24 protein-coding genes are annotated in these 24,751 nt (G+C 65.5%); 8 read left to right on the forward strand and 16 right to left on the reverse strand.

Annotation, left to right across the window (positions count from 1 at the left end):
* Nucleotides 1–147 precede the first annotated feature (147 nt).
* The gene (locus GV007_RS08175; RefSeq protein WP_160071824.1) at nucleotides 148–1,947 is read right to left on the reverse strand and encodes an HSP90 family protein; all 1,800 of its coding nucleotides are present in this window, start codon (nucleotides 1,945–1,947) and stop codon (nucleotides 148–150) included.
* Nucleotides 1,944–3,479, reverse strand: coding sequence for a hypothetical protein (locus tag GV007_RS08180; protein WP_160071825.1), 1,536 nt, complete (start codon nucleotides 3,477–3,479; stop codon nucleotides 1,944–1,946). Before GV007_RS08180 ends, GV007_RS08175 begins: the two co-directional genes overlap by 4 nt.
* On the opposite strand from GV007_RS08180, the gene GV007_RS08185 reads away from it, so the two are divergent.
* Nucleotides 3,462–4,376: a hypothetical protein gene (locus tag GV007_RS08185; RefSeq protein ID WP_160071826.1), complete on the forward strand. Its 915-nt coding sequence runs from the start codon at nucleotides 3,462–3,464 to the stop codon at nucleotides 4,374–4,376. The two genes, GV007_RS08180 and GV007_RS08185, sit on opposite strands and share 18 nt — an antisense overlap.
* Before the next feature lie 208 nt (nucleotides 4,377–4,584).
* Complete coding sequence (locus tag GV007_RS08190; protein WP_268893487.1) at nucleotides 4,585–5,742, forward strand: MFS transporter; 1,158 nt, start codon at nucleotides 4,585–4,587, stop codon at nucleotides 5,740–5,742.
* On the opposite strand, the gene GV007_RS08195 is transcribed toward GV007_RS08190, so the two are convergent.
* The gene (locus GV007_RS08195) at nucleotides 5,733–5,912 is read right to left on the reverse strand and encodes a hypothetical protein (protein ID WP_160071828.1); all 180 of its coding nucleotides are present in this window, start codon (nucleotides 5,910–5,912) and stop codon (nucleotides 5,733–5,735) included. The two genes, GV007_RS08190 and GV007_RS08195, sit on opposite strands and share 10 nt — an antisense overlap.
* On the opposite strand from GV007_RS08195, the gene GV007_RS08200 reads away from it, so the two are divergent.
* Together GV007_RS08200 and GV007_RS08205 are read left to right on the forward strand one after the other, a co-directional pair.
* Complete coding sequence (locus GV007_RS08200; protein WP_160071829.1) at nucleotides 5,911–6,960, forward strand: HNH endonuclease family protein; 1,050 nt, start codon at nucleotides 5,911–5,913, stop codon at nucleotides 6,958–6,960. The two genes, GV007_RS08195 and GV007_RS08200, sit on opposite strands and share 2 nt — an antisense overlap.
* 111 nt (nucleotides 6,961–7,071) lie before the next feature.
* Entirely contained in the window at nucleotides 7,072–7,404 is a 333-nt protein-coding gene (locus GV007_RS08205) for a hypothetical protein (protein WP_160071830.1), read from the forward strand.
* A gap of 72 nt (nucleotides 7,405–7,476) precedes the next feature.
* Here the strand turns inward: GV007_RS08205 and GV007_RS08210 are convergent, their stop codons facing one another.
* From GV007_RS08210 to GV007_RS08230, 5 genes are all read right to left on the reverse strand, one after another.
* Complete coding sequence (locus GV007_RS08210) at nucleotides 7,477–8,559, reverse strand: hypothetical protein (RefSeq protein WP_160071831.1); 1,083 nt, start codon at nucleotides 8,557–8,559, stop codon at nucleotides 7,477–7,479.
* A 119-nt stretch (nucleotides 8,560–8,678) separates the two neighbouring features.
* Nucleotides 8,679–9,740, reverse strand: a complete 1,062-nt coding sequence (locus GV007_RS08215) for a hypothetical protein (RefSeq protein WP_160071832.1) — start codon at nucleotides 9,738–9,740, stop codon at nucleotides 8,679–8,681.
* Nucleotides 9,741–9,835: 95 nt separating this feature from the next.
* A complete protein-coding gene (locus GV007_RS08220; protein WP_160071833.1) occupies nucleotides 9,836–10,942 on the reverse strand; it encodes a hypothetical protein in 1,107 nt (368 codons plus the stop codon).
* A gap of 1,400 nt (nucleotides 10,943–12,342) precedes the next feature.
* Nucleotides 12,343–12,882, reverse strand: coding sequence for a hypothetical protein (locus GV007_RS08225; RefSeq protein WP_160071834.1), 540 nt, complete (start codon nucleotides 12,880–12,882; stop codon nucleotides 12,343–12,345).
* Between the two features lie 1,281 nt (nucleotides 12,883–14,163).
* Nucleotides 14,164–14,853, reverse strand: coding sequence for a hypothetical protein (locus GV007_RS08230; protein WP_160071835.1), 690 nt, complete (start codon nucleotides 14,851–14,853; stop codon nucleotides 14,164–14,166).
* A gap of 87 nt (nucleotides 14,854–14,940) precedes the next feature.
* On the opposite strand from GV007_RS08230, the gene GV007_RS08235 reads away from it, so the two are divergent.
* Complete coding sequence (locus GV007_RS08235) at nucleotides 14,941–15,147, forward strand: hypothetical protein (protein ID WP_160071836.1); 207 nt, start codon at nucleotides 14,941–14,943, stop codon at nucleotides 15,145–15,147.
* A 19-nt stretch (nucleotides 15,148–15,166) separates the two neighbouring features.
* Here the strand turns inward: GV007_RS08235 and GV007_RS08240 are convergent, their stop codons facing one another.
* Both GV007_RS08240 and GV007_RS08245 read right to left on the reverse strand, forming a co-directional pair.
* Nucleotides 15,167–15,493 carry a hypothetical protein gene (locus GV007_RS08240; RefSeq protein ID WP_160071837.1) on the reverse strand — a complete coding sequence of 109 codons (327 nt, stop codon included), beginning with the start codon at nucleotides 15,491–15,493 and terminating at the stop codon, nucleotides 15,167–15,169.
* A 68-nt stretch (nucleotides 15,494–15,561) separates the two neighbouring features.
* Nucleotides 15,562–15,804 carry a hypothetical protein gene (locus tag GV007_RS08245; RefSeq protein ID WP_160071838.1) on the reverse strand — a complete coding sequence of 81 codons (243 nt, stop codon included), beginning with the start codon at nucleotides 15,802–15,804 and terminating at the stop codon, nucleotides 15,562–15,564.
* A gap of 165 nt (nucleotides 15,805–15,969) precedes the next feature.
* On the opposite strand from GV007_RS08245, the gene GV007_RS08250 reads away from it, so the two are divergent.
* Entirely contained in the window at nucleotides 15,970–16,860 is an 891-nt protein-coding gene (locus tag GV007_RS08250) for a DUF5996 family protein (RefSeq protein ID WP_160071839.1), read from the forward strand.
* Between the two features lie 43 nt (nucleotides 16,861–16,903).
* Here GV007_RS08250 and GV007_RS08255 read toward each other — a convergent pair whose 3' ends face one another.
* Nucleotides 16,904–17,122: a DUF3263 domain-containing protein gene (locus GV007_RS08255; protein WP_160071840.1), complete on the reverse strand. Its 219-nt coding sequence runs from the start codon at nucleotides 17,120–17,122 to the stop codon at nucleotides 16,904–16,906.
* A gap of 87 nt (nucleotides 17,123–17,209) precedes the next feature.
* Nucleotides 17,210–17,773 carry a hypothetical protein gene (locus tag GV007_RS08260; protein ID WP_160071841.1) on the reverse strand — a complete coding sequence of 188 codons (564 nt, stop codon included), beginning with the start codon at nucleotides 17,771–17,773 and terminating at the stop codon, nucleotides 17,210–17,212.
* 143 nt (nucleotides 17,774–17,916) lie between these two features.
* Here GV007_RS08260 and GV007_RS08265 point away from each other — a divergent pair, with 143 nt between their 5' ends.
* Entirely contained in the window at nucleotides 17,917–18,120 is a 204-nt protein-coding gene (locus GV007_RS08265) for a hypothetical protein (RefSeq protein ID WP_160071842.1), read from the forward strand.
* Nucleotides 18,121–18,207: 87 nt separating this feature from the next.
* Here the strand turns inward: GV007_RS08265 and GV007_RS08270 are convergent, their stop codons facing one another.
* On the reverse strand, nucleotides 18,208–20,610 hold the full coding sequence (locus GV007_RS08270; RefSeq protein WP_160071843.1) for an ATP-dependent DNA ligase: 2,403 nt from the start codon (nucleotides 20,608–20,610) through the stop codon (nucleotides 18,208–18,210).
* A gap of 93 nt (nucleotides 20,611–20,703) precedes the next feature.
* Between GV007_RS08270 and ku the strand changes: the two genes are divergently transcribed.
* Entirely contained in the window at nucleotides 20,704–21,687 is a 984-nt protein-coding gene (gene ku, locus GV007_RS08275) for a non-homologous end joining protein Ku (RefSeq protein WP_160071844.1), read from the forward strand.
* A gap of 143 nt (nucleotides 21,688–21,830) precedes the next feature.
* Here ku and GV007_RS08280 read toward each other — a convergent pair whose 3' ends face one another.
* The 3 genes from GV007_RS08280 to GV007_RS08290 form a co-directional block, all read right to left on the reverse strand.
* Nucleotides 21,831–22,709 (reverse strand): hypothetical protein, encoded by an 879-nt coding sequence (locus GV007_RS08280; protein WP_160071845.1) that lies wholly within the window; start codon nucleotides 22,707–22,709, stop codon nucleotides 21,831–21,833.
* A 112-nt stretch (nucleotides 22,710–22,821) separates the two neighbouring features.
* Nucleotides 22,822–23,322 (reverse strand): DUF456 domain-containing protein, encoded by a 501-nt coding sequence (locus GV007_RS08285; RefSeq protein ID WP_160071846.1) that lies wholly within the window; start codon nucleotides 23,320–23,322, stop codon nucleotides 22,822–22,824.
* Between the two features lie 123 nt (nucleotides 23,323–23,445).
* Nucleotides 23,446–24,678: an ammonium transporter gene (locus GV007_RS08290; protein WP_160071847.1), complete on the reverse strand. Its 1,233-nt coding sequence runs from the start codon at nucleotides 24,676–24,678 to the stop codon at nucleotides 23,446–23,448.
* Nucleotides 24,679–24,751 lie beyond the last annotated feature (73 nt).

The following is a 24,751-nucleotide window of genomic DNA, read 5'->3' on the forward strand; positions in this document are numbered from 1 at the left end:
TTTTGTTTCCTTACTGGAAACTAACATTTAGTTTCCCGATGGGCAACCACCTGTGCGAGGTGACGTGAGCTCCCAGCGCACGACGGACGTAAGAGGATGACGACTTCGACCAACTCTGGGGTGTCCCACGCGGCAGCGACGGTTTGTTCACTCGGTCTCGGTATCTCCCGCCGCGGTCATCAGCGCCTGCAGGGCCCGGTTGAGGAGCACCGCATCTTGTGGCTGGAGGCGCTCCCCCGCGGTGAGCCTGCCGATGACGTAGAGGCCGGCGATCGCCTCCTCTCGGACGTAGCGATCCTTGATCGTCCCGAACGCGCGCACAGAAGTGCTTCCGACGTTGACGACCAGGCGTGGGCCGTGCGGCGCAGACGACTCAGCTGGCGTGACGAGATCGCTGAGGAGGTCGCCCCAGGCGTCATCGCCGTCGGCTTCGTCTTCGCCGGCTGCGCCGAACTCAGCGTCCCCGGAGGCGCCGACGAACAGCACCGGCACCGTGACGGGCGAGAACTCTCGGAGGTCGAGCGCGACCCCGAGTTGTTGCAGCACCGGGCGCGCCTGCTCCTCAAGTAGCTGGGCCGCAGTGTCCCCGGCAAGCGGACGCTGAAGCTCATCGATGAAGCGCCCCGCATCGAAGGCTCGCAGCCGTGCCCCTCGAAGCGGACGCTCGACCAGACGTCGCAGGATTTCACGTCCGTAGACATAGGAGGCGTTCACGAGTGGTGTCCCGCGCGCGGCGAGAATCGGAGCGAAAGCCGTGAAATCGGTCATCGAGGTCGTATAAAGCACCACCTCCGTGCGGCGCCGCATCTGCGCCAGGGTCTGGTAGCCCTCGTTGGTCTCCCACTTCACGCTCTGCGACACGAGATCGAGCATGTCGTCGTCGCTGACCGCCATCGCCATCAAGCCTTTGGCGTGAACATCCAAGAACCTAGAGAACCCGGCAGGATCGTTCTCGGCGAAACGCTCGATGCCTTCCCGGATCTGTATGCCCACCTGCTCTTTGACGGCGTCGATGGTGACCGAATCTTGAAGGGCCTCGCGGGATGCCGTGAGCGGCAGATCACCGGCTTCCACGACGAGGCGCACAAAGTACGCCCAGGATGGAACCAGCTGCACGCTGCTGTCGGTGACGAACATGCCCTTCGAGTAGACAGTGTCACCTCGACGCGTGCCAACCTGACCGGGGCTATCAGCGATGAACGCGAGCCCACGCAACCCCGCGCCGGGCACAGCGACCGGGAGGATTGCGAGTGGCCGGAATCCCAGCTCCTGGTGCGCCCAGTCCTCCATCTCCTGTGCGCTGCCCCGCCAGGGCTGCGTCCGCTGGCTGACGATCTCAGCGGGCAAGATGGGGCCGCGATGGAGCGCGACGGGCAGCTCGAGCAGTCCCGCGAAGCGCTCTGCAAGCAGTCGCACTCGATGCGGTTGGGTCCATTCCCACTCGTCGGGTCGGGCCTCTACGCGCACCTCCGTGCCTGGCTCAGCGAGGGGTTCGGTGGCGGGGCTGATGGTGAACGTGCCGTCCGCGCTTCCTACCCAGCTGATCGTGGCCGCATCCGCAGTCCGGGCGCTGCGAGAACGCACCTCGATGCGGTCCGCGATCAGGAAGCAGGACAGCAGCCCGATGCCGAACTGTCCGAGGTACTTGCGCCGGGTCCGAGCGAAGTCCTCGCGCTTGCTCGACGCGCCGATGGTCGCGAGTACGTCGCGCATTTCCTGTTCGGTGAGGCCAATGCCCTGGTCTCGGACGATCACCGCCCCGGAAGCTTCGTCGACGGTGATGCTGATCTGCTCTGGTGAGTCCGGATCAATCTCGTGCCGTGCAACCACCGCATCCCGAGCGTTCTGTATGAGCTCACGCAGGTAGACCCTCGGGCTTGAGTACAAGTGGTGGGACAGGATGTCGACCAGTCCGCGGAGGTCGACGAGGAAGCGCTCGTCGCTCATGCTCGCGCCCCGAAGACCCGGTCCTCGTTCAGCCAACGGTCGTGAAGATGCGTGCTCCACCCGTTGTGGCCGTTGCGCTCGTCGAGACGGCGTGCGATTCTCTCGACGTCATTCCTCAGTTTCGCTCCCCGCGGGTCAGTCGGGGCTCGGTCTTGGAGCACTCGGCTCGCGGCCGCGAAGAGTTCGATTTCCGTGCAGTCACCCTCAACTGCCTCGGTGAGGAGCGCGTCCACGACCGAGACGAGATCGACATCTGCGTCTGTCAACGCCTCGAGCATCGCCCAGCCGGGCAACTGCTCGATCTCCTCGGTGGCACCACCGACCGACTCGAGCAGCGCAGCCAGTTCAGTCGCGCCGGAAGGGTCACCGTCGCGCACCCGCATCCAGCACAACCAGCCTGCCGCACCGCGGCGCTGCAGCTCGTTGCCTGCTTCCGCGACGCGGGTAGCCGCCTTCCGGGCGATGTCGGGGAGGGGCAGTGCGGTCTGCCGGACTGCGACGAGGTCGAGGATGTTCCGATCAAAGGGCTCCTCATCGGCAGCGAGGCTGGCGAACATGCGGTCGGTGCGTTCGCGCAGCTCCACTAGGTCGCCGTTGTGGGCGGCGATCTCGGCTCGAGCGAAGTGGACTCGAGCCTCGGAGCCGCCGGTCCACGTCCGGAGCTGATCCTCGACTTCGATGACCGCGTCGACCTGCGCCCATGGCACGCTGGGCGTGGAGACACCGTCGAGGAGCGCGAGGAGGAAGGCCGAGGGCGCGAACCCGCGGTACGTGGCGTTCACCGCCGTCGGGTCGGTCGCCAGGGAACGCTGCGCACGATGGTAGAGGTCGACGACCTGGCCGTTGGCGCCGAGCATCGACGACTGCAGTGAGTGAAACAGCGGGACACAGAAGCGTGTGGTTGCGCAGTGAAGGCGTTCTCCTTCAGCCTCGAGCTCGGCAGCCAGCGCATTCGTCTCTTCCATACTCGCTGTTGCCATGAGCTCACGGAATCTGTCGAACAGAGCCGTGTATCTCTCCCATAGGGACAAGGGGATGCGGTCTTCGCGCACCGAGCCTTCCCTTGTGAGCCACCCAGCGGAGAGGATCAGCAGCGCACGCTCACTTGGGTCTCCCCAGGTCTCGTCGTCCTGGACCGCACTCGGCGTGGGCCGGGACTCAAGGCCCGCCCACCAGAAGTCTGCGAGCTCACGGATGTGCATGTCGGTCGCACCGCGCCGGTCGAGGGCAGCTGCAGCCTGCTGCGCGAGAAGTCGGATCAAGCCGCCCTCGTCCCCATCAGGGTCGGCGAGGAGTCGATTTCGCGCCACCGCGGCCAAGGTCTCCGCGTCGCTCTCGTCCAACGACAGATTGCGCAAGACGTCGTCGACAACGAAGAGGGCTGCGTCGGGACGATGCTCCAGGATGGGGATGAGCTGGCAGGCCACTGCCTCGCGGACGAGGACCTCGATGCCGACGCCATCGAGTAGTTGATCGGCGATGGCGCGGGCCTCAGCGACGTTGCCGGAGCGGAGATGGAAGAACGCGAGCATAGCGAGCACAGGAATCGCTTCGATGCGCTGCTGAATGTCGAGTCGATCACGGTCGATGCCCACCATCCGAAGTCGCTGCTCGAGTGTCTCGGTGGCGCGCTTCAGGTCGAAACTCGCAATAAGCGGCAACTCGATTTGGATGACACCGAGATCGTCCGCTCGCCATTCCTCACTCGCCTCGGAACGCCACCGCTCGATCCAGTCGGCTGTTTCGCGGCCATCGCCGCGGGCCGAGGCAATCGCTGCTCTGGCGACCAGGACGCCAACCGGGTCGGTGCCTCGCCTGCGAACTTGAGCCTCGACCAGATCGATGACTCGCGTGAGCTGCTCGAGTGGCAGTGTCGGATCGTTCAGCATGGTGAGGGTACTCGTGGCCACTGCGTTGAGCATGCGGGTGACGTTGCTTGGATGAACCAGGTCGCCGTAGCGGTCGAGGTGACGCATGAGTCGAGCGAAAGCTGTCAGCGCTTCGCGTGTGAGACCGCCGTCACCGTAGGTGACGTGCAGGTCGAAGAGCGCGCTGGCGATGAGGGGCGGCAACTGCGCACGTTCACAGTCACCGATGAACTCCTCAAGGGCGTCAACCTTGCCCATATCGTTCGGGAGCGCCCAGAGGCGATGACTGCGATCGTAAAGCGCCTGAACGCGCTCGCGCTGCTCCCCCTGAAGATCCTGCAGGTCTGCGTAACCGATCATGTGGTCCTCCGAGTACGAGTACGTTTCGACGCGTTCCTTGAGCCGAATGAGATGCCTCGGATCAACCTAGCCGCTGTCGACGAGGCCACTCATCATCCGAAACCAGTCGGCCACTCCTCACGCATCGTCGAGTGGTCACGCGACCTTCGGGGCCCCGACCACGGACGGCCCCCGAGGCGCCATGTCGACCTCGAGTCATGAGGGCAAGGGCGGTGGTGCGAGAACCGCGGGGCGCTGGGATGACGCTGCAGGCGGAGCGCAAGGATCGACTGCTCGCGGGCGATTGCCAACGTCGATCTGCGATTCTCGGAACCATGTTGAGCAGCAGGCTGCCCCGCGCACGAACGACTCCCCCAAGACGATGAGTGACTTCTCTGACGCGGAGCATCGGCAGGTCTATCGGAGATTGATGCGAGACCGGCGAGTGGTCGGTCAGCTCGCCTCGGTGTTGTTCTCAACAGTGCCTCTGGGAATGTTCCCGGTCGCCGTGGTCATCACCGTTCACGCCTGGACCGGGTCCTTCGTCATCGCGGGTTGGACGAGCGCCGCGTTCACGTGCGGTACCGCAGTCGGCCTGGTCGGCCAGGGATACCTCATCGATCGGGTCGGACCACGCAAGACCATCACCGCCGCAGCTGCGACGTTCCTCATCGCGGTCCTCGCGCTCGTCCTCTCTGGCCGCTCCGCTTCTTCCTCGACTGCGGCGTTGCTCATCGCAGCCCTTGTCGCAGGGGTCTCACTCCCGGAGGTCATGACGGCGGTCCGAGTCTGGCTCGCAAGATCCTCGCTCGGTCCAAGAGAACGCGTCGCGAGCTACTCGCTGCTGGGGGCCTCCTTCCAGACGGGCCTGGTCTTCGGGCCGCTCCTCGTGAGCATGTTCGTTTTCGTCGCCAGCCCGGACGTCATCATCTTGATGATCGGCGGTATCGGCGTGCTCGGCGCCGGGTACTTCCTGCGCATCGCTCGTCGTGACAGCGTGATCACGGCAAGCGATGGATCACGCGGACCTCTGAAGTGGCAGCACGGCCCGATGCTGTCGATCCTCACCGTCGCTGCGGCTACGGGAGTCGTCGGAGGAGTGTTGATTCTTGCCATCCCCCGGGTTGCCGAGGCAAACGGCTCCATCGACGCATCAGGATTCTTGTTCGCCGCGTTGGCCATTGGTGAGGTGGTCGGTGCGGTCGCGTACGGCGCCGTCCGATGGTCCGTACCTCCGAGCGTGCAGCTGATGTCGGCTCTTGCGTTCACCGGAGTGATGCTCACGTTGTCCGCATTGACGCTCGAGAACCTGTGGCTGTTCGGGCTGCTCCTCTTCTGCATCGGCGCGGCTGCCGGCCCCATCGCCGTGCTCCTGGCGTCAGCGACGGAGAACGCCGCCGACGCGGGCTCCATCGGAAGAGCCTCCGGTCTTCGGATCAGTGTCTCGCTCGCGGCTTCAGCCGCAGGAAGCGCGTTCGCTGGCGGCACCAGCGCAGCACTCACGGCCCCTGCAGTGCTCCTCATTCTCGCTTTGGTGCTGGCCGTCTCGGCAGCACTCCCCCTCTTCGCTCGACGGGTCTACGTGTAGGCCCAGGTCTTGGTCGCACGCCACGGGGACCTCACACGGAACGAGCACGCCTCGCCGAGCAGGCAGGTCCACGCAGCGAGACTTGCGAGCTGCGCCGGCGCCTCCTGTCCCACTCCGCGCGCGTCCGCCGCGAAGAGCAGTGAGCCGCCCATATTCTTGCTGACAAGCATGCCTTTCTCCTCCCTCCTCCGCTCGGGCGCCGCTAGCGCGTTGCTCGCCATAACCGCAACCACCGCCGTCGCCTCCCCCGCTCTGGCCGCACCGGACACCGTGCACGTTCCGGTCGCGCTCGACGTGGCGAAGAGCAACGTCGCGCCGCTCATCGACGCGGAATTCGCGTCTCAGGTGGACGACGCCTGGTACGTCGACGGTGCTGCGGTCGCGGCTGCCGCCGAGGGGCTGCGGACGGTGAACTCGTCACAGACGGGCTACGACCGCGACCTGTTCAAGCACTGGTCCGACCCGGACGGCAACGGCTGCGACGCCCGCAACGACATGCTCCAGCGCGACCTCACGAACGTCGTCCTCCGCGACGGCAGCGACTGCATCGTCGAGCGAGGAACCCTCAACGACCCGTACACGGGCGAGGCGATCCCCTTCACCCGCGGCGTCGCCACGTCCGGTGCCGTCCAGATTGACCACATCATCCCGCTCGCAGCGGCCTGGACCGGTGGCGCGAACGAGTGGGACGCGACTCAGCGTGAGGCCTTCGCGAACGACCCGATGAACCTGCAGGCCGCCGAGGGTCGGGCCAACTCAGCCAAGGGCATGCGGCTCGCGTCCGAGTGGATGCCGACCAACACCGCCTTCCACTGCACGTACCTGGCCCAGATGACGAACGTGCTCAAGGCGTACGACCTCGGGATCACCCCCATTGACCAGGACGCCATCATCAACGGCGGCACCATCAACGGCGTCTCGTTCGCCGGGGTGAGCTCGTGCGCCCTGCCTGCGGGCGCGGTCGTGACCGCGCCGTCGGCCACGACCGTCGAGACGGTCCAGGTTACCGCCGCCCCTGAATCGACCAGCACTACAGTTCCGGTCGGGGCTGAGACACCCGCCGCCGTCGCGCCCACCGAGGCCGCGCCCGAGGTCGAGGCTGAGTCCCCCGTCCTTGCGACCACCGGCGATGCGGCACTGCCCTGGACGCTGGGGCTGGCCGGCGCAGCGCTCGTCGCGCTGACCGCGCTCGTGCTCCAGCACCGCCGCAGGGCGTAAAAATGCTGGACAACGCGTTCGTCTCGTCCCGTCGCTTCATGCGCCTGGCGGGGTTCGCCGTCGTCCCCGCATAGGTAGTCACAACGACCAACCAGACCTTCGGAGCCTCCGATGACCACCGCGACACGCAGAATCCCAGCTCTCAATATACCAATCGAGCTCGAACCTACTGTTGATCACGAGTTCGCAGAGTCCGTCTCATTCGGACGGGGGCTGGCGTTCGGGCTAGTTGTGGCTATCGCGTTTTGGACGATGGTGATCGAAGTTGAACGGCGACGCGCTGACGGTTGCGGACTCCGCCGTGATCTGCGTTTGCCCGGTCGCTTCCACGCCAGCAAGCAGTCGAAGAAGGCTCTCACGAACCCGCTATTCGTAAACCTGGAGTTTCCGGACTCGGGGTTCGGGTTCGAGTTCGAGTTCGAGTTCGAGTACACACTGGAATGATGTGATGTCGCTTCAACGGCAACGACCGAGGCATCAGGCATCCCCGACACCTCGGTCGTTCTTCGTGTGGCGTTACCCGACTGACTTACCGTAGACGTACTGAGCCGTCGCGGTGGGCGTGAAAAAGCTGACCCCGTAGACGTAGTTGCCGCCAGTGATGCTCCCGACAGCCTTGACGTCCTGTGAACCGGCGATCCAGCTATAGGCGGGTCCTCCGCTGTCACCTTGGTCTGTGACCTTGCCGTTTCCATTGTTGCCGACCTGCCACAAACTGCAGATGGTGATCCACTTCGCAACCGTCTTCTTTGGCTGGAACACGAAACAGCCGGCACACATCGTCGAGGATCCAGGTACCTGACTGATACCGTGTGCGGTCCATGATCCGGTCCAGTTGCCGCTGAATCCGATATCTGCTCCGGTAGAAACTCCCGTGGTTCCGCGCGTATTCGTCACGTTGCTGCCGACTGCCTGGGGGCCGCGGTACATCTTCGTGGCGAAGTCGCCGAATATGTTGACCGGCTTCAGAACCATGAGGTCGATGGCAGCAGCAGAGCTCAGCAGATTTGAGCTGCTGTCGCCGATTGTCGCAGCGATTACGGAATTCGTGAACCTAAAACCGTTCATGCCCTGGTAGTTCCCGTTCATCGCGCAATGTCCAGCGCTCAGGCCTCCGACTCCGTGGACCTTGGAGCCCAAGCTGTAAGGAAGCCCGGCGGAATCTGTCAATCCCGCTCCTGCTTTGAACGGCGTAGTGTCGTGGCCCCTGTCGTAGTGGAGTTCACCGATCAGCCCAGTGATGACAGCGTCCACCGGCGGCGTTGCGTAGCCGGCCTCGCGGGTGCCAGCGGTGACGACCACCTGTGCCCGAGCTGTCACTGCTTTCGAATCTGCGGTTTCATTGATTGTGACCACAACGCTGCCGCGGACGATGTCGATGTTATAGCCGAGAATTTCTGGAGGGGTCTCCCGTTCCGGGGGGAACAAGGCCGATGTCGTCGATTGCGAGCAGACCCTGACACAGGGGCCCAAGAACCCACTCGAGATGGGCAGGTAGATCCGGTTCTTCGAATCGAAGTTTCGGGCCTGGCTCAGGACGTTGTTATCCGGAGCCAACGAGGGCGAGGCACGATCACCAGGCTCAGGAATGGTAAGCATCGCTCACGAGACGAGGCTGCGACGTCCTCTCCGCAATGCTCCGAGACAGCAGCATCGACAAACCATTCCTTGTCATTGCCGCTTGGCAAGAATCATAGGGACACCCTTCACAGAGTGTCCTACGGCAGCAGGTGAGCCAGCAGCTGCGATGCGGCCGTTCCGACGTAGATCGTGTCCGCGGACACTGCAAGCGACGTTGGTGCTGGCGCGTCGACCGTGACGACTCGCTGGAAGGTCACTGCGCCGTCCTCAGATCGGAACACCGCCCCCCGCGTGAGCGTGAACAGCTCGGAGCCTCGCACGTCAAGGTCCAGTACCGGTAACCCGTCTGGCATCTGCACTGCGCGAAATGCCCCGTTCTCGGTGTCGAGAATTCGCAACCCCGAACCGCTCGCGCTGACAATCTGTGTCCCGAGCACCTGCAGGTGCTGCGGATTTCCCGACGCGTGCAGCTCGCTCACGCCCCCGGGTAGTGAACGCCAAGCGCCTGACGTGGAGTCGAAGAAGCGGAGGGGTTTGACCGTGGATGACCCCCGCGCCTGGATGTAGGGCACACCGCCCACCACGGCGATCCAGTAGTAGCGATCATTGCCGATGGCAGGATCGTTGTCTCCCTGGAATGAGACCTGCCAAGGGCCCGCGCCAACGCGACGCCAGACGGTCGGGGCCCCATTCCCGCCCCCCGCTGCCGCTCCGACAGCCCACTGACCAGACGACGATTGCATGGCAACGTCATAGACGTGGTACGACGGCCCAATCGGTGACTGGTTCCAGGTGAGCCCGCCATTGTCCGTCCAAGAGAACCCTCCGTTGGGGTCCAACGGGTCCAGCGGAACGTCCTGGAGCGGGTCGATGTTCGGAGCGACCAGCCCCCAAGGGGCTGGCCGGTAGACGGCGATCTGGTGCGTGTAGGCGTTGTGGCGGACACCGAGGAACATTCGCGAGTCGAGGTCAAACGGATTGATTGAGATCGGCCCGGTATTCGCGTTGTAGTCGCCGAATCCGGCGTAGAGGGCATTCTCGAAAATCTCCAGCTCGATGATCCGTCGTCCAAGCGACGTCGGCTGAGCAGCTGCCTGCGGGTGGACTCCGAGGAGAGTCCACCCTGCAGAGGGCTGCGACGCCGACGCCGCAGGGACAGCGGTCGCCGATGCGATGATCGGCACGGACCAGATCGCCACGCCGCCCATCGTTCGCCTGGTAAGAGTGCTCGGCTGGTGCGTCCGCAGGGGCCCGCGACCGGTCGTTTCACGCCTACCGTGACCCGCATCGTGCACTAGACGCACCAAACAACGCGGACATACCCGGGGTGCCCGCGGCCGGTCCCGGGCGCCAGTCCGGCGGAGATCAAGCTGGCCTGCGTGACACTCAGCGTTCCGCCATTCCCAGTCGGGTCGCTGCCGGGGCGCGCGAAGGAGGAGCCTGCTGCGCCGCTGCCAGAGCCAATCTGAAGGAAGGTTGAACCCTGGAAGTTCGCACCAGCGAGGCCGCCTCCGCCGCCGCCTGCGAACCCACCGCCACCTCCGCCGCCCGCTGCACGGAACTCGTCCCCGTTGCTCAACCGAGCAGAGCCATTGCCGCCGTTGCCGCCGCCTTGCGCGCCCGTGCCGTTGTTGCCGCCGGCACTGCCTGCGTTGCGCACGACGCCGGTCCAGTTGCTGTTCGCCGCGTAATTGGATGCCCCGCCGCCGGCACCGCCCGTCGCGCCCGACCCGCCCAGAGCTGGACTGACGGCGAAACCGACCCCCGCTGAGGCGGTGCCTCCAAGGCCAATGGCCCGCCCGTTGCGGTTGACGCCGTCGGCGTGTCCGTAGGCGAACCCGAACTCGGGGGCTCCAAGTGCTCGCTTCATGTCAGTAGTCCCCACCGTGAATTGGCTGACGCCGCCACCGCCACCGCCGCCTGCGACTACGATCGGGGAGTTCGTGGAGAACAGGATCGCCGAGCCACCGCCACCTCCACCGGGGCCCCTATCTACTTCATTGCTCCGGGGACCAGGTGTTGAGTTCCCACCGTTCCCGTATCCCGTTCCGCCGGCCGCAGTCGTGCCGTCGGTGGTGATGGCCCCACCCTGCCCTACCACGATGCGCAGTGAGAGGGTCGAGGTGAGACCGCTGAGGTTGATTCGGCCCACCGATCGAGCGCCGGGATTCGGTCCGCCGCCGCTCGCACCGCGCACCTCGAAGTCGAGATACCCGGTCCCCGGCGACACTTCGAGCGTGTAGGTGCCAGGTACGCTCCAGTCCAGAGCACCCGGTGTGCAGCCCGACGCAGAAGCAAGCGGGGCTGCGACGGCGGCGGCAAAGACCGGCACACTCCACGCTGCGCTCTGCACCATCGTGCGACGGTCGATGTTGCGTGTTCTGCCCTGATGTTGATTCATGAGGATTCCTTGCTTTCATGCTCTGTGTGGACAGACCGGGAAAGAGCATCGGTTGCCGCTCGTTGAGCCGGGTCCGTCGTGGCGATATCGGCGAGGATTTTCCCCGCCTGTGGGCCCACGCTAGGGGCCGAGGAATCCCGCGCATCATCCGAACGCACATCGAGGCCGCTTCTGCGTCCTATCGCCCAGACTGTGCGTTTTCCGTAATCTCCGACGGCCGTCGCAGGCCCGAGCAGGCCCCGTCAGCGGCCCGGCTCAGTGGCCAGCTGCGTGGGTCGCGACTGCGCGGTGGTGGTCCTGGGATGCCAGGCGCGGATGCTCCGAGTCGTTCGAAACCTCGGTTCTGAAAGCTCAGGCCATCGCGGACACACGCGGATGATTTCCGCCACAGAGACTCACTCGAGGGTGCGCGCCCAGAGGGAGCGAACTCGGTCAGTGGCCTCACTCCGGGATCGCCAAGCGGCGGGTTCAGCCCCGAATGCTCACGGGAGAGCAGTCCTGGCTCGTGCACCTGCCCGCAATCGACCATCCGCAGCAACCTGAACGACGACCACACGACGACTTCGAAGCGTCGGCACTCGATGGGAGTCGACCCCTTGCGACCGCCCCCTCTCCACGCGCGCAGCAGACTTCCTCAGCTCTTCCAGCACTGCGGCACCCGCGAGGGAGGGATCACAGGCAGCACCCTCAGCGAGGTCCGAACGCGAGTCAGTGGAATTCACCCGGACGGACAACGCGCGCTCGACGAACGCATCGTCTCTCCCCTCAAGCGCCTCGACCCCGTATGGGGCGAGAGCTCTCAGACCGAAGCACGTCATCGTGCCAGGCCTACGGAGCGCTGCCCAGAGGTGCCCGCGGCTGAGCTGCGCCGACGCGACCGGAGACGCGCTTTCGCCTCCCTCCTTGAGGGCGCCGACGGCCCCAGCGAGGAACGCAGAACGCGATCTGCTGGGGCCTGTGGTGAGAGGCAGGAATCCTTGTCGAACTCGACGGCCCAGGCCCCTGTGGGACAGTGCGAAGCACCGGTCCGCTGTCCGCGGACTGAGCGTGTCCGTCTCGCGGACACCGGATACTCCAGCGGCGGCCCCATTGCATCAGATGTCACCAGGCGCGCTGCGAACGGCTGCTGCGAGTCGACGACGACGGTAGCCCAGGTGTGCTCAGGAGAACGCAACGATCAACTTCCGCAGAGCCGAGGCAGCTTCGGCAGAACCGGCTCGGACCGAGACATCGTTCACCGCTGCAGATTCCGGTGTCTCGAGAACGCCTCATTCGCTTGGGTTCGAATGTAGCCCTCGCTTCCCGGGATTGAGAGATGCTCACTGTTCGCTCGGGCCGCACCCCCTGCAGTACCACAAGGGACGTTGCTCAGCACGCCGAGCACGCCAGGTGACCTGTCTCTAGCAGGCTCCCGGAGCGGTGAAGGAGAGCGCGCTGATGGTCACGTACTGCCATCCGAACGGGTCGCCACCCACGTAGTCCAGGCGCGTTCCGGTTGCCGGGACCGCGCCCAGGTCGAAGGTGTCACGGTAGAACGTCGTGGGGCTGCCAGCTGGAACGTCATTCGTGTTCACTCGACGGAATGGATCCCCGATCGTTCCCGTGCCCGACGAGTTGCCGTAGCTCGCGACCACGGTTGCGGGCGAATCCACGAACGCGATCTGGTCGTCGTGATTCGGGGACTTATTGATGTCGTCGAGCGTGATGCGGAAGTTCGTGACGTCAACGGCCACGCCGGCCGCGTTGATGATCTCGAAGCTGATCCGTTGGAACACCGGAAGTGCAGTGCTGCCTGCTGGGCGTCGCTGGTTCAAGATGAGCTGACCGGCCGGGCCGGGGACCGTGGACAGCTGATCATTGTTGGTCCAAGTACGGGCGCTCTGCGAGAAGTTGTAGAAGCTGGATGCAGTTCCGAACTGGGCGTTTGCGGACTGTGCCATCGTGACCCGCACACGGTAGGCCGGGGTTCCGGTTGCGAGCGTCACGCTATTGACCGCCGACGGGAAGCCAGTCGAAGAACTGGTGCCATTCGTGGCAACCCTGGTGAAGTCAACGCTGGCGTTGCACAGCTGACTCGCCGAGGCATGAGGCACTGCGACTGCGGCCGCAATGACCGGCAGAGACCATGCCACGCTCCCGACCACGGTGCGGCGGGGGATCTGGTTTGAAGATGATTCGGACATGGGTTCCTTCTGGTTGCGAAGAGGGGGACGACCGGGCAGGGCACACGCCCAGGTCAAAAAGTGGCACTCAGCAAGAGGTGTCGTCCAGACGATAGGTGTTTGGCTCGGTATCCGAGCAAAAAACTGGCACGTTTGCGCTTTAGTGCACCAATCGTTCGTAAATCGGTCGACCAGACTTCGCGCCAGTTGATACCCGGGCGTGAGAACGGGTTTCGGGTCCTGGTTCGGCCCGGACCTCGCATCGAGCTGGGCAGCCTCGCACGCACAACCACACACTGCGGCGGTGTTCACCCTTGCCACCGGACGACAGGACTCGAAACTCGGTGTCTCGTCAGATCACCCGCCGTCCCCGGCGATCACCGGCCAGACATCGGAAACGACGCCGACTTCGGCAGACTCGGCCGACGCTCGTCGCATGACACACGGAAGAGAACCTCGATCCTGCCGTCACTGCAGTTGACGGCAGGGATGGGTTCTGGGCTTGCAGGGCATGCGCAATCGATATCGGCTGCGCCTGATGTCGGCCACGATCGTGTCACTTTCAGCGCTGAAGCGCAGTTGCAGTCTGCGTTGCGACTCCGTGAGGCGCTTGGCCACGGTCCCGGCTTCAACTCCGGATCGGCGGCGTAAGACGAACGTGCGCCCTGGGACGCCAGGTCTTGGGGACCGGCCGTATCGGATGGCAGGCCGATGGGCACGAGGACGACGTTGTCCCGCTCTGCTTCTGCCACGGGCTCGATCGTGGATACCCGGGTGCAACCGCTGCGATGTCGTCCCGGGAGAGCGACGCGGTGCTCGGCCCGCACTCACAGTGCGGGTTGCACTGTTCGAGAACACGAAGGACGTGCGCGACGCCGAATGGGCTTCGACCCGCAGCAGGCTGCAGCTGGTCGGCGCAACGTTTGCCGAGACGGCGACGAAGGAGGGAGCTCGCAGTGCGGTGAAGCTGACTGGCTGGTCGCGGTCGGTGCGGTTCACGGGGACGCAGCTGGAGACTCTGCGGGCGACGCCGGCCAGCGGCTCGGTCGACGACGAACTTCAGGTGAGCTCCTGGAGGATCCTCAAGAGCAGAAGGACAAGCGTCACGATAGTCCCGAGCACGGACACGCTCGCTGCGGCGATACCCAGTCGGCGCCCACGACCGCGCGGCACGATCGCGAAGACAGCCATGATCGATGCGGCGAATTGGAACGGCCAACCGAGGACGAATACCGGCGGAATGCAGCTGAAATAGAGGCCGGTCAACGCCAGGAAGAGTGCGGCCAGCGCGAGGCGGGTTCTGTCCGGACCGAGTCCTCGGCTGGCCGTCGCGAGTTCACCCCTCGGCGCATTCAAGGGCTGCAGATGAGCAGGGTAGGGGTTTCCGGGTCGAAGGGCTTGCAGGGCGCGGATTCGATCGGCGTCGAGGGTGCCGTCACGTGCCCGTGCAGCATCGCTCATCGCAAGAGCGTCGTTCCCGTGTCCTGCTGCCTCATGCTGCATGATCGCCCAGGCGAAGAGAGCTCGCTCGAGAGGGGTCGACCTTGTCGCCGTGTCGAGGGTCCACCCGAATGTCGTGAGGAGCGCGATGCCGATGAGTGCGAGGAGCACCGCCCCTCCCGGCTCATCCGGCTTGACGACAAGAAGGACATAGCTGGTGCCAACACTCCCGGCACCAAGCAACGCGCTCACGGCGATCTGGGTGCTCCAGTACCCGTTCCCCGTTCGTGCGTTCGCAACTTTTGCCATGGCGCGATCCTAGGCGGATGACGCGGCGGGACAGCGTCCCCGTAGTGCTCACAGCCACGAGGTTTGCTGCCGAGCAAAGATACGTGGATGACCTTCCCGTTATTCGGCCTCATCCTCGGCGCCGTGGTGCTTCTGAGTGGTGTTCTGCTCCTCACGCCGCTCGGACGAAAGCGCCGAGCTGTCGTGACGGTCGCGATCGTCCTGTTGAGTGCGGGAGCACTCGCCGGCCTCGAGGTCACGGCAATGCTCTTCGACGTCGTCTTCAGCTCGGATTGGCTGCCCGATCAGGGTTAGCGACTCGGGGCGGAGAGAGTCAGAACACCGGTCGGTCAGCCGTGGAGACGACAACGGCTGCGACCACGGCAAGAACTGAGACTGCGCCAGACGCAGCCCAGGTCCACCGCGGCACGGTGCGTCGCGCGACAAGCAGGAGCTGCGCGAGAAGCGCTAGGGCGGCGAAGGCAGCAACCACGGTCCCGACAATCGCCGGCTCGAACACCGCGAGCTGCTTCGTGGCGACCCCAGTGGCACCGGGCGCCGAATACCACGTCACGCCGATCTGGCTCGCGACGACGACCAGCGAAAGCGCAGCGATGAGAAGCAGGCCGAACGAGAGGATGACGCGCTGGGCCCGGGGCATGGCCTCAGTATGCAGATGTCCATGCCCGGCGTGCAACGGCGCGCAGGAAAAGACGTGCGCGCATTCGCTCATGCGCCGGTGTCAGTACCAGCATCTCCGTCATCGTCCGCGCCGGCCTTGCCGCGGACCGCAAGAGACCAGACGATTCCGATGAGGATGCCGGCCAGAGCTCCGATGCCGAGACCGATGGACCAGCTGTCCAGGATGAGTGCGAGAGTCACGCCGATCAGGAGGCCGAGGGATATGCCGACGCTCATCTGCGTCGATCCGTTCACACCACTTCTGGCACTTCCGCGTTCTGCGTCGTCCATGTCGTCTCCCTTCGTTGCTCTCCAAGCTATGCGCTCCCAGCCGGCCCACCATCGCCTGTGAGGGGGAGATCACTCACCCCTCTGCATGAGACTCTGCTCACCCCGAGAGGGAGGTCAGTCGCATGCGTCTGGCCGCGGCGCGGTCGCCTCGGCTATCGTCATGGCGTGACCGACAGACCTCTGCTCACCGTCGACAGCTGGACCGACACCCGAGACACCCTCCATCGTTGGCTGCAGATCGTCGGAAAGATCCGAATGGTGAGCACGCCACATGTCAACCACTGGTGGAACGTGACACTGCACGTCACCCCGCGCGGGCTGGGCACGGGCTCGCAGGTGCACGGTGACGCGATCTTCGACATCGAGTTCGACTTCACTGCGCACCTGCTCGTCATCCGTCACAGCGACGGTGCCGAACGCAGGCTGCCGCTCGTGCCGATGACGGTGGCTGAGTTCTCGGCTGGGCTCTTCGAGCTGCTCGCCGAGCTGAACCTGCACCCTCGCATCCACGGGGCCCCGAACGAGGTCGAGCTCGCGATTCCGTTCGCCGAGGATACGAAGCACTGCAGCTACGCCCCAGACGCGGCGCACGCGTTCTGGCGGCAGCTCGTCGACGCCGACCGCGCGCTCTCGCGATTCAGGGCCGAGTTCACCGGGAAGGTGAGCCCAGTGCACTTCTTCTGGGGTGCCATGGACCTCGCCGTCACGCGTTTCTCCGGACGAGAAGCCCCCGAGCATCCGGGCGGCGCTCCGAACTGCCCCCACGAGGTCATGATCGAGGGCTACTCGCACGAGATCTCGAGCGCGGGTTTCTGGCCCGGTGGCGGGCGCGAGGGCGCCTACTACTCGTACGCGTACCCCTCACCAGCAGGCTTCGCCGAGGCGCAGGTTCCGGACGGCGCGTACTGGGACGACACGCTCGGCGAGTTCCTCCTGCCCTACGAAGCGGTGCGGGCATCCGCTGACCCGGATGCGCTTGTGCACGCCTTCCTGACCGCTACCTACAACGCTGCGGCTGCGCTCGCCGAGTGGGAGAGCATCACTCAGAACGCGTAGCCTCGGGCACCAGTGCGTCGGAGCACGGGCCCAGCTGTGGATCTCAGCGGCGGGATGCCTGCCCGCGCCGCTGGTTCCAATAGCGGTAGACGAGCTCGGGATACTCGGCCATGACGTCGACGTCGGCGACGAGCTGTTCGAGTCGGGCCTCGTAGCCGTCAGGGGTCAGGCCGAGCGCTCGGATCTTCTCCAGCTTCGAGACGTTGCGCTCAGGATTCGCGGTCTCGAAATCGAGGAGCGCCCTTGCTCGTGCGGTGATCATCTCCGCAGGATAGGTCACCACATAATCAAGGCTCCAGTTCTTGATTTCCGCCAGCGTTTCGTGCATGCGGGGAACCGGCAAGCAGTCCTAACCCGCGACGGGACGAACGCCGACGAACTGCATCCGGTCTTCGCCGTAGAAACACGACTGCAACGCGAAATCGCCTTGCAGCCCGATGAGGGCCTCAGTCGTCTCCCAGTGCTTTGCCGTGTGCCGCACGTCGACGACCTCGAACGTTCCGGGTTGCCCTTCGACCTCGAACTGCGTGCCGACCTCCCAGTTCAAGACGACGTCGCCCCCGCAGTTGTTGTGCGCCGCGTAGACGGCTGGTACTCCGACGGTGTTCCGGTACGAGGTCATCTCGATGAAGGAGCCGTCGCACACGTCGAGTTCGGCTTGTCCGCCCTCGACGCCGAGTCGCACCGCCGGGAGCTGCACCTCAGCCGCGACGTCGTTCACTGCAGCTTTGACCTGACCGTATCCGCGTTCGACCGTGGTCGGTGCGAAGAGCGACGCCGCGAGCACAGCCGCCCCAGCGAAGATGAGGGCCGTGCCGAGCACGCCGAGCACGATATTGCCGAGTGAGCGTCGCCGGCGTCGCTGCGACGCCGCTCGTGCGTGGGCAGGCGGCGCGGGCCGGGTGCTCGTCATAGACAGCGGTCTCCTCAAGGTCGGGCGATGCCGATTCTCCACCAGCACCTTATGGTCTCCGTGTGAACGGATGCGCGACCAGCGCTGGAGGGGCCCGTCGCGCACTCATCTTCGTCTCGGCTGGTATGCGTACGGTCGATGTCATGTCAGATCAGCACGCGAACCCAGAGTCCGAGAACGACGCCGCCCTCGAAGAGACCAACGAGCGGCTCGAAGCCGAGTCGATCCAGGGCCTCGGCACCGGCGAACCGAACCAGGAACGACCCGACCAGCCGCCGACGCAGGTCCGCGACGACGCCGCACAGCACCGCGACGACACAATTCCGCCCGCCGGCGTCAACGGCTGAACGGTCACGAAGGCCGGGTCCGCGTTGGCGGGCCCGGCCTTCGTCGTCCTCAGCCCAGTTGTCACCGTGCCGTTTCACAAGCGGAGCTCAGTCCCCCGCAGGCTCCACGTCGGCGGGTGATTTGTCGGGTCGCCATCCTCGCCAGCTCGGCTGCCGGAGCCGTCCGCCAGTGGTCCACTCAGCGAACTCGACCTCGCCGACGAAGACCGGAGCTACCCAGACGGCACCCCTCGCGTCCGACGCCGGAATTCCCTCGAACGGCGGCGTATCTCTCACCTCCGGGTCGAGCTTGCCGAGCGCTCGCTCCAGGTCTTGGTCGCTGAAGCCGGTGCCGACCCGTCCGATGTAGCGAAGCCCGTGGGCCCCGGGAACGCCCAGGAGCAGTGAGCCGATTGCACCCGACCGGCGGCCGCGCCCCGGTCGCCACCCGCCGACGATCACCTCCTGGGACCTGTGGTGCTTGACCTTGATCCAGCTATCTGAGCGCCGCCCTGGCTGGTAGACGCTCTCGAGACGCTTCGCCATGATGCCCTCCAGCCCGAGCTCTGCACTGCTGGACAGGGCGAGTCGGGCGTCGCCCGTGATCGCCGGTGGCACCCGAAGGCCGTGCACTTCCCGCACGGCCTCCTCGAGCAGTGCACGGCGCTCGACGTATGGCCGACGAAGCAGGCTCTGAGAGTCGACTTCGAGCAGGTCGAAGGCGAAGTACTCGACGGGCACGTCTTTCGCACCCTGTTCGATGTCCCTCGGCGTTCGCAGGCCCATCCTCGCCTGCAGTCGACCGAAGTCCGGTCGTGCCCTACGGTCGAGCGCCACGACCTCGCCATCCACAACCACCGACCGGCCCACCGTGCTCGCCCTCAGCGCATCGACGACTTCCGGATAGACCGTCGTCACGTCGTTGCCGTTCCTCGTGCGCAGACGGATGCCATCCGGCTGCACGGTGGCGACGATGCGGATGCCGTCCCACTTCATCTCGAAGGCCCACTCCTCCTCGTCCTCGAAAGTGCCCTTCTCGCGAGGCGTTGCGAGCATTGGCGCTATCGAGCTCCCGGCGCCACCTTCCTTACCGGGGCCGTGTCGCTTCGTCTTCGGAGTCTTCGTCGAAGGGCTTTCACGCTCCATCCGGTGCAGCAGCCAGGTGTCCTTCTCGTCGTTGCTCCCCCGTGTGCGGATGAGGGCCACCCGTGTCGGCTGGCCGAGCCCGCCCGCGGCCGCGCCGTGGAGCGTGACGATGACCTCCTCGCCGTCCCGCCACTTCTCGAGATCGTAGGTGCCGGAGTCCCAGAGATGCACCTCGCCTGCCCCGTACTCGCCTCTCGGGATCGTACCTTCGAACGTGGCATATTCGAGCGGGTGGTCCTCGGTCTGGACCGCGAGGTGGTTGCGCGTGGTCTCGGGGGGAATGCCTTTCGGGACTGCCCAGGACACCAGCACGCCGTCGCGCTCGAGGCGGACGTCGTAATGGAGCCGCCGCGCGTGGTGCTCCTGGATGACGAAGCTCCGCCCGTCCGAGGACGGTGGGGCTGCCTTGGGCATGGGCTCGGTCGTCTTCGCGGCATCGCGCATCGATCGGTAGCGCAGCAGCCGGTCCTCCTGGCCCGCCTCGGCAACTGGGGCGAGGGGATCCGGGCTCGTGCGCATCCGCTCCAGCACCTCGGCGAACTCCAGCTGCCTAAGCCTGCCGGAGGTGAGCTCTCGCCACGTGCGCGGAGCGGCAACCGTGGGGCGTGCGCGCCCGCGAAGCGAGTAAGGAGCGATCGTGGTCTTCGCTGCACTGTTCTGGCTCCAGTCCACAAGCACCTTGCCCGCCCTCAGAGCGGTTCTCATCTCGCTCACGACAAGCTCGGGGTGGTCAGCCTCCAGCGCTCTCGCGAGCTCGTGCGCGACCTGCGATACCTGTTCGGAAGTGTGGGTTCCGTCAAGGGCCGTGTAGAGGTGGATCCCCTTGCTGCCGCTTGTCACCGGGACCGGGTCGAGCCCCATATCCCTCAGGATGCGGCGCGAGAGTCGCGCAACCTCGGCGCACTCCAGGAGTCCAGCGCCCTCCCCCGGATCGAGGTCGAGCACCATTCGGTCCGGATTCAGAACTGCGCCGTGAGCCGAGAAACGCCACTGCGGCACGTGGATCTCGAGCGCCGCGACCTGGGCGAGCCACGTCAGCGTCGCGACATCACGGACGATCGGATACTCGTTCCTGTGGTCCCGGTGATCGATAGCCTCTCGCGGCACCCAAGCCGGCGCGCTCGCCTCGAGGTCCTTCTGGAAGAAGACCTTCCCGGGATGCTCTGCCGTGCCGACGCCGTCCACCCACCGCTTCCGAGTCACCGGTCTCTGCCGGATGTGCGGAAGCATGAAGGGCGCGATCTCCGCGTAGTACGCGAGCACCTCGGCTTTTGTCGTGCCCGACTCGGGGTACAGGACCTTGTCGAGGTTCGTCAGGGTCACCCGGTGCCCCTCGACCACCACCGTCTGCTGGGACGTCGCCATCGGCCCAGGATGCACCCGACTCCTGAATCGCGGAACGGTGAATACACAGCCTCGACCCGGTTTCCGGCGTGACTCGTCGGCTGTACTGGGCGCATGAGATCCATCTGGAAAGGCTCGATCGCCTTCGGCCTCGTCAACGTGCCCGTGAAGCTGTACAGCGCCACCGAGGGCCACGACGTCCACCTGCACCAGGTCCATGACAAGGACGGCGGGCGCATCCGCTACCAGCGACGTTGCGAGGTCTGCGGGAAGGTCGTGGACTTCGAGCACATCGACAAGGCCTACGCCGAGGAGGACAGGACCGTCGTGCTCACGGAGGAGGACCTGAGCTCGCTGCCGGAAGAGCGTAGTCGTGAGATCGACGTCGTCGAGTTCGTGCCGAGCGAGCAACTCGACCCGATCATGTTCGACCGCAGCTACTTCCTCGAACCCGATTCGAAGTCGGCGAAAGCGTACGTGCTGCTGCGCAAGACACTGGAGAAGACCGACAGGACCGCCATCGTGCACTTCTCGCTCCGGCAGAAATCACGACTGGGCGCGCTTCGGACCCGAGGCGACGTGCTCATGCTGCAGTCCCTGCTCTGGGACGACGAGGTGCGCGAGGCGAAGTTCCCGGCCCTCGACGAACGTGTGAGGATCTCGGCGAAGGAGCTGAAGATGTCGGCGTCGCTCGTCGAGTCGTTCGCGGCCGACTTCGCGCCGGATCGCTTCACCGACGACTACCAGGAGCAGCTGCAGCAGCTCATCGACGCGAAGCTCGCGGAGGGGGACGCCCTCGACACGGCGGCGACCTTCGGCGAGTCCGAGGACTCGGAACCAGGCGGCGAGGTGATCGACCTCATGGAGGCGCTTCGCAGGAGCATCGACAAGGGCAAGACGACACCTGCGAAGAAGGGCACCACGGGGAAGGCGAGGTCGGACGCGGCCTCGGCGGGAAAGAGCGGCACGAAGAAAGCAGCCGCGAGAAAGGGCGGTGCCAGCAAGACGACTCCCAAGAAGGCTGCTCCCAGGAAGTCGAAAACCACCAGGTCGAAGCCCAAGAGCTCTGTCACAGCGAAGAGCTCGAAGACCGGGTAGGCGGGTTCCTCGTCAACCGGAGCGGCGCACGTGCCTGATTTGGCAGACGCGCACCAACTCGGCCGTGCTCGGCACGGAGGGCCGGCGGCAGTGCATCACCGCAGTGCCGCTGGCTCTCCGGCATCCGGGCGTGCGCCCGAACGTCAGGTGCTCGGTGTGCTCCCCGATTCGGAGGTGGGCGTCGGCTCCCCCGTCGGTTGCGGCTCGCTGGGACCCTCGGTCGGCTCCGGAACGGGAGGATCCGTCGGCGCCGGCGTCTCTTCGGGCTCCGTCGGGGGCGTGCTGCCACCAGGACCGTCCGGGACGGGCTGGGCCGTCAACGCCGGTGGTACTGGCTCGGACGGTGCTGGGGCCTGGGTGGGCTCGTCTTCTCCAGAATCGTCCAGCGGAGGCTCCGGTGCGTTGGTGTCCTCCCCCTGCTGGGAGTCGACAGCTGCGCTGTGGGAGCTCTGAGCTGCGGTGCCCTGGCGCACGACCGCTGAGATGCCGCTCGTCCGGGCACGGTCGTCGGCGGCGTCACCCAGTTCGATGAGCGCTGCGTCGTAGGCCGTGAGGATGTCCGCCGATGCGAGCGTCACCTGCAGGCGATGCTCACGACCCAGCGCGAGCGTGCTCGTGGCCATCCCGCCCACTGCGTTCTGGAGCGCCGTGTATGCCGTCTGCAGCGAATCTGCTTCCGAAGTGGTCGCACTGAGCGCGTCCTTGACCTGCTTGAGGGCGTCCTCCAGAGCAGTCTTCTGCGCAGATCCCACGCGCTCAGCGGGCAGGCTGGCAAGCGGCTGCGCGAGCATGTGCAGGTTCACGACATCGCTCGAGTTCGCCGTCGATGCAGCCATACTCGTCGTATCAGGGACAGCGACGGTGTCGATCGGCTCGGCGACGTTGGCACCCTGACCGCTCGAGACCGTCAGCGCAGCGACCACTGCCCCCACGGCGATGACGCTCATGGTCGCCGCGGCGAGCTCACCAGGGCGCTTCTTCACGAACGCCAGTACGGCGTTCGAGGTCTCCCCGTTCGACATACGGCTCCTCCGAACACGATCTGCTCTCGCGCTCAGAACGCGGACAGCTTCACCCAGGGTATGGGGATCTGCGCAAAAGGCGAAGTCAGACCTGCCCGCGAGTTCAGGAAACTCAGAGCCAGACGAAGTGGACGAAGATCGAGATCGCGAGAATCGTAGTGGCGACGAGCGCGCACATGAGCTCGATGACCATGCCGAGGCCCAGCGCCTTCACTGCGGTCCAACTCGAGTCGAGGGCTGCGCGGAACTCCCGCACCCTCCAGTACTCCGACGCCACGAGACCGACGGCGAACCCGATCGGAAGCCCGAACGCCGGCAGCACGAACAGCCCGATGATGCCGACGCCGAGCCCGATGAGCACGGAGCGATTCGGGACCTGCTTCTTGCGCAGGCCGCGCCCTGTGAGCACCCAGCCGATGATCATGCCCGTTATGAGCAGTGCGGCGCCGACCGCGAACGCAGCCCAGACCGGCCAGGAGCCGGCGAAGATCGCCCAGACGAGGAAGCCGATGACGATCGTGATGCTGCCTGGCAGCACGGGAACGATGATGCCGATGATGCCGATGATGGCGAGGATCACGGCGACGATTGCTGCGATCACAGGTGCGCTCATGCTCTCAACCGTATCGGGTCGCCGAGCCCCTCCCTTGGGAGAGCAAGCCCCGGGCGAGAAACGAGAACGGGGGCCGTGCATCCACAGCTGTGGATGCACGGCCCCCGAAGGCCGTCCGCGTGATCAGCGGGACAGCGCGTAACCGGTTTCGCCGTGCACGACCACGTCGACGCCGGCCACTTCGTCCTCGTGGCGCACCCGGAAGCCGATGGTCTTCTGGATGACCCAGGCCACGAGGAAGCTCACTCCGAACGAGTAGAGGAGGACGCCGAGGGAAGCGATGAGCTGGACGATGAGCTGCTCGAATCCGCCACCGGTGAAGAGACCGGTGTCGAAGGCGAAGAGGCCAGGCCAGATGGAGCCGACGAGGCCGCCGACGAGGTGCAGGCCCACGACGTCGAGCGAGTCGTCGAAGCCGAGCTTGAACTTCAGCTCGATCGCGAAGGCGCAGAGGACACCGGACACGAGGCCAAGCAGCAGCGCCCAGCCTGGCGTCAGCACGGCGCAAGCCGGTGTGATCGCGACGAGGCCTGCGATCGCACCCGAGGCGGCGCCGATCGAGGTCGCCTTGCCGTTGCGCAGCTTCTCGACGATGATCCAGCCGAGGATACCCGCGGCGGGAGCCGCGATGGTGTTGATGAAGAGCAGTCCGGGTCCCGGGAACTCGGTGCCCTCAAGGTCGCCCCAGGCCGCGCCGACGTTGAAGCCGAACCAGCCGAACCAGAGGATCGCGGTTCCGAGGAGGACAAGAGGAACGTTGTGGGGCTGCGTGATGCCCTTGCCGAAGCCGACGCGCTTGCCGAGGACAAGAGCGAGGGCCAGCGCGGCCGCTCCGGCGTTGATGTGCACCGCCGTGCCACCCGCGTAGTCGATGACCTCGACGCCCTCGAAGCCGAGCTGCGCACCGAGCTGCATGATCCAGCCACCGCCCCAGACCCAGGCAGCAACTGGGAAGTACACGAACGTCGCGAAGATACCGGCGAAGAGCATCCAGGCACCGAACTTGGCTCGGTCCGCGATGGCTCCAGAGATGAGGGCTGTGGTGATGATGGCGAAGGTGCCGCCGTATGCCGCACCGGCGGTCGCGTTGCTGTCCTGGATCAGGTTGGTCAGCGCGAAGTCGGAGAAGGGGTCACCCGCGAACTGGAAGAAGGAATCTCCCGAGACAGCGGACATGTTGTAGCCGTACAGGATCCAGAGCACTGCGACGAGGCCAAGGGCCCCGAACGAGAGCATCATCATGCTCACGACGCTCTTTTCCTTCACCATGCCGCCGTAGAAGAGGGCGAGTCCTGGTGTCATGAAGAGCACAAGCGCTGCGCTGATCATCAGCCAGGCGGTTCCACCGGTATCCATTGCATCCTCGCTTTCGCCACCCGTGCTGCGACCTGGAGGTCGCGTCGTCGTGACACGGGGTGGGGAGATGCAA

Origin of the sequence: Pseudoclavibacter sp. 8L, assembly GCF_902506465.1 — a bacterium.
Classification (GTDB): Bacteria; Actinomycetota; Actinomycetes; order Actinomycetales; family Microbacteriaceae; genus Pseudoclavibacter.

Bases quoted from the DNA above. Each gene is read 5' to 3' on its own strand.
- GV007_RS08200 (WP_160071829.1), top strand. From the start codon at position 5,911: ATGCCTTTCTCCTCCCTCCTCCGCTCGGGCGCCGCTAGCGCGTTGCTC.
- GV007_RS08285 (WP_160071846.1), bottom strand. From the start codon at position 23,322: ATGAGCGCACCTGTGATCGCAGCAATCGTCGCCGTGATCCTCGCCATC.
- ku (WP_160071844.1), top strand. From the start codon at position 20,704: ATGAGATCCATCTGGAAAGGCTCGATCGCCTTCGGCCTCGTCAACGTG.
- GV007_RS08180 (WP_160071825.1), bottom strand. From the start codon at position 3,479: ATGCTCGCGTTCTTCCATCTCCGCTCCGGCAACGTCGCTGAGGCCCGC.
- GV007_RS08255 (WP_160071840.1), bottom strand. From the start codon at position 17,122: ATGATCACCGCACGAGCAAGGGCGCTCCTCGATTTCGAGACCGCGAAT.
- GV007_RS08270 (WP_160071843.1), bottom strand. From the start codon at position 20,610: ATGGCGACGTCCCAGCAGACGGTGGTGGTCGAGGGGCACCGGGTGACC.
- GV007_RS08225 (WP_160071834.1), bottom strand. From the start codon at position 12,882: ATGGCACAGTCCGCAAACGCCCAGTTCGGAACTGCATCCAGCTTCTAC.
- GV007_RS08235 (WP_160071836.1), top strand. From the start codon at position 14,941: ATGACCTTCCCGTTATTCGGCCTCATCCTCGGCGCCGTGGTGCTTCTG.
- GV007_RS08210 (WP_160071831.1), bottom strand. From the start codon at position 8,559: ATGCTTACCATTCCTGAGCCTGGTGATCGTGCCTCGCCCTCGTTGGCT.
- GV007_RS08265 (WP_160071842.1), top strand. From the start codon at position 17,917: ATGTCAGATCAGCACGCGAACCCAGAGTCCGAGAACGACGCCGCCCTC.
- GV007_RS08220 (WP_160071833.1), bottom strand. From the start codon at position 10,942: ATGAATCAACATCAGGGCAGAACACGCAACATCGACCGTCGCACGATG.
- GV007_RS08245 (WP_160071838.1), bottom strand. From the start codon at position 15,804: ATGGACGACGCAGAACGCGGAAGTGCCAGAAGTGGTGTGAACGGATCG.
- GV007_RS08205 (WP_160071830.1), top strand. From the start codon at position 7,072: ATGACCACCGCGACACGCAGAATCCCAGCTCTCAATATACCAATCGAG.
- GV007_RS08195 (WP_160071828.1), bottom strand. From the start codon at position 5,912: ATGCTTGTCAGCAAGAATATGGGCGGCTCACTGCTCTTCGCGGCGGAC.
- GV007_RS08240 (WP_160071837.1), bottom strand. From the start codon at position 15,493: ATGCCCCGGGCCCAGCGCGTCATCCTCTCGTTCGGCCTGCTTCTCATC.
- GV007_RS08260 (WP_160071841.1), bottom strand. From the start codon at position 17,773: ATGACGAGCACCCGGCCCGCGCCGCCTGCCCACGCACGAGCGGCGTCG.
- GV007_RS08230 (WP_160071835.1), bottom strand. From the start codon at position 14,853: ATGGCAAAAGTTGCGAACGCACGAACGGGGAACGGGTACTGGAGCACC.
- GV007_RS08290 (WP_160071847.1), bottom strand. From the start codon at position 24,678: ATGGATACCGGTGGAACCGCCTGGCTGATGATCAGCGCAGCGCTTGTG.
- GV007_RS08175 (WP_160071824.1), bottom strand. From the start codon at position 1,947: ATGAGCGACGAGCGCTTCCTCGTCGACCTCCGCGGACTGGTCGACATC.
- GV007_RS08190 (WP_268893487.1), top strand. From the start codon at position 4,585: ATGCGAGACCGGCGAGTGGTCGGTCAGCTCGCCTCGGTGTTGTTCTCA.
- GV007_RS08280 (WP_160071845.1), bottom strand. From the start codon at position 22,709: ATGTCGAACGGGGAGACCTCGAACGCCGTACTGGCGTTCGTGAAGAAG.
- GV007_RS08185 (WP_160071826.1), top strand. From the start codon at position 3,462: ATGGAAGAACGCGAGCATAGCGAGCACAGGAATCGCTTCGATGCGCTG.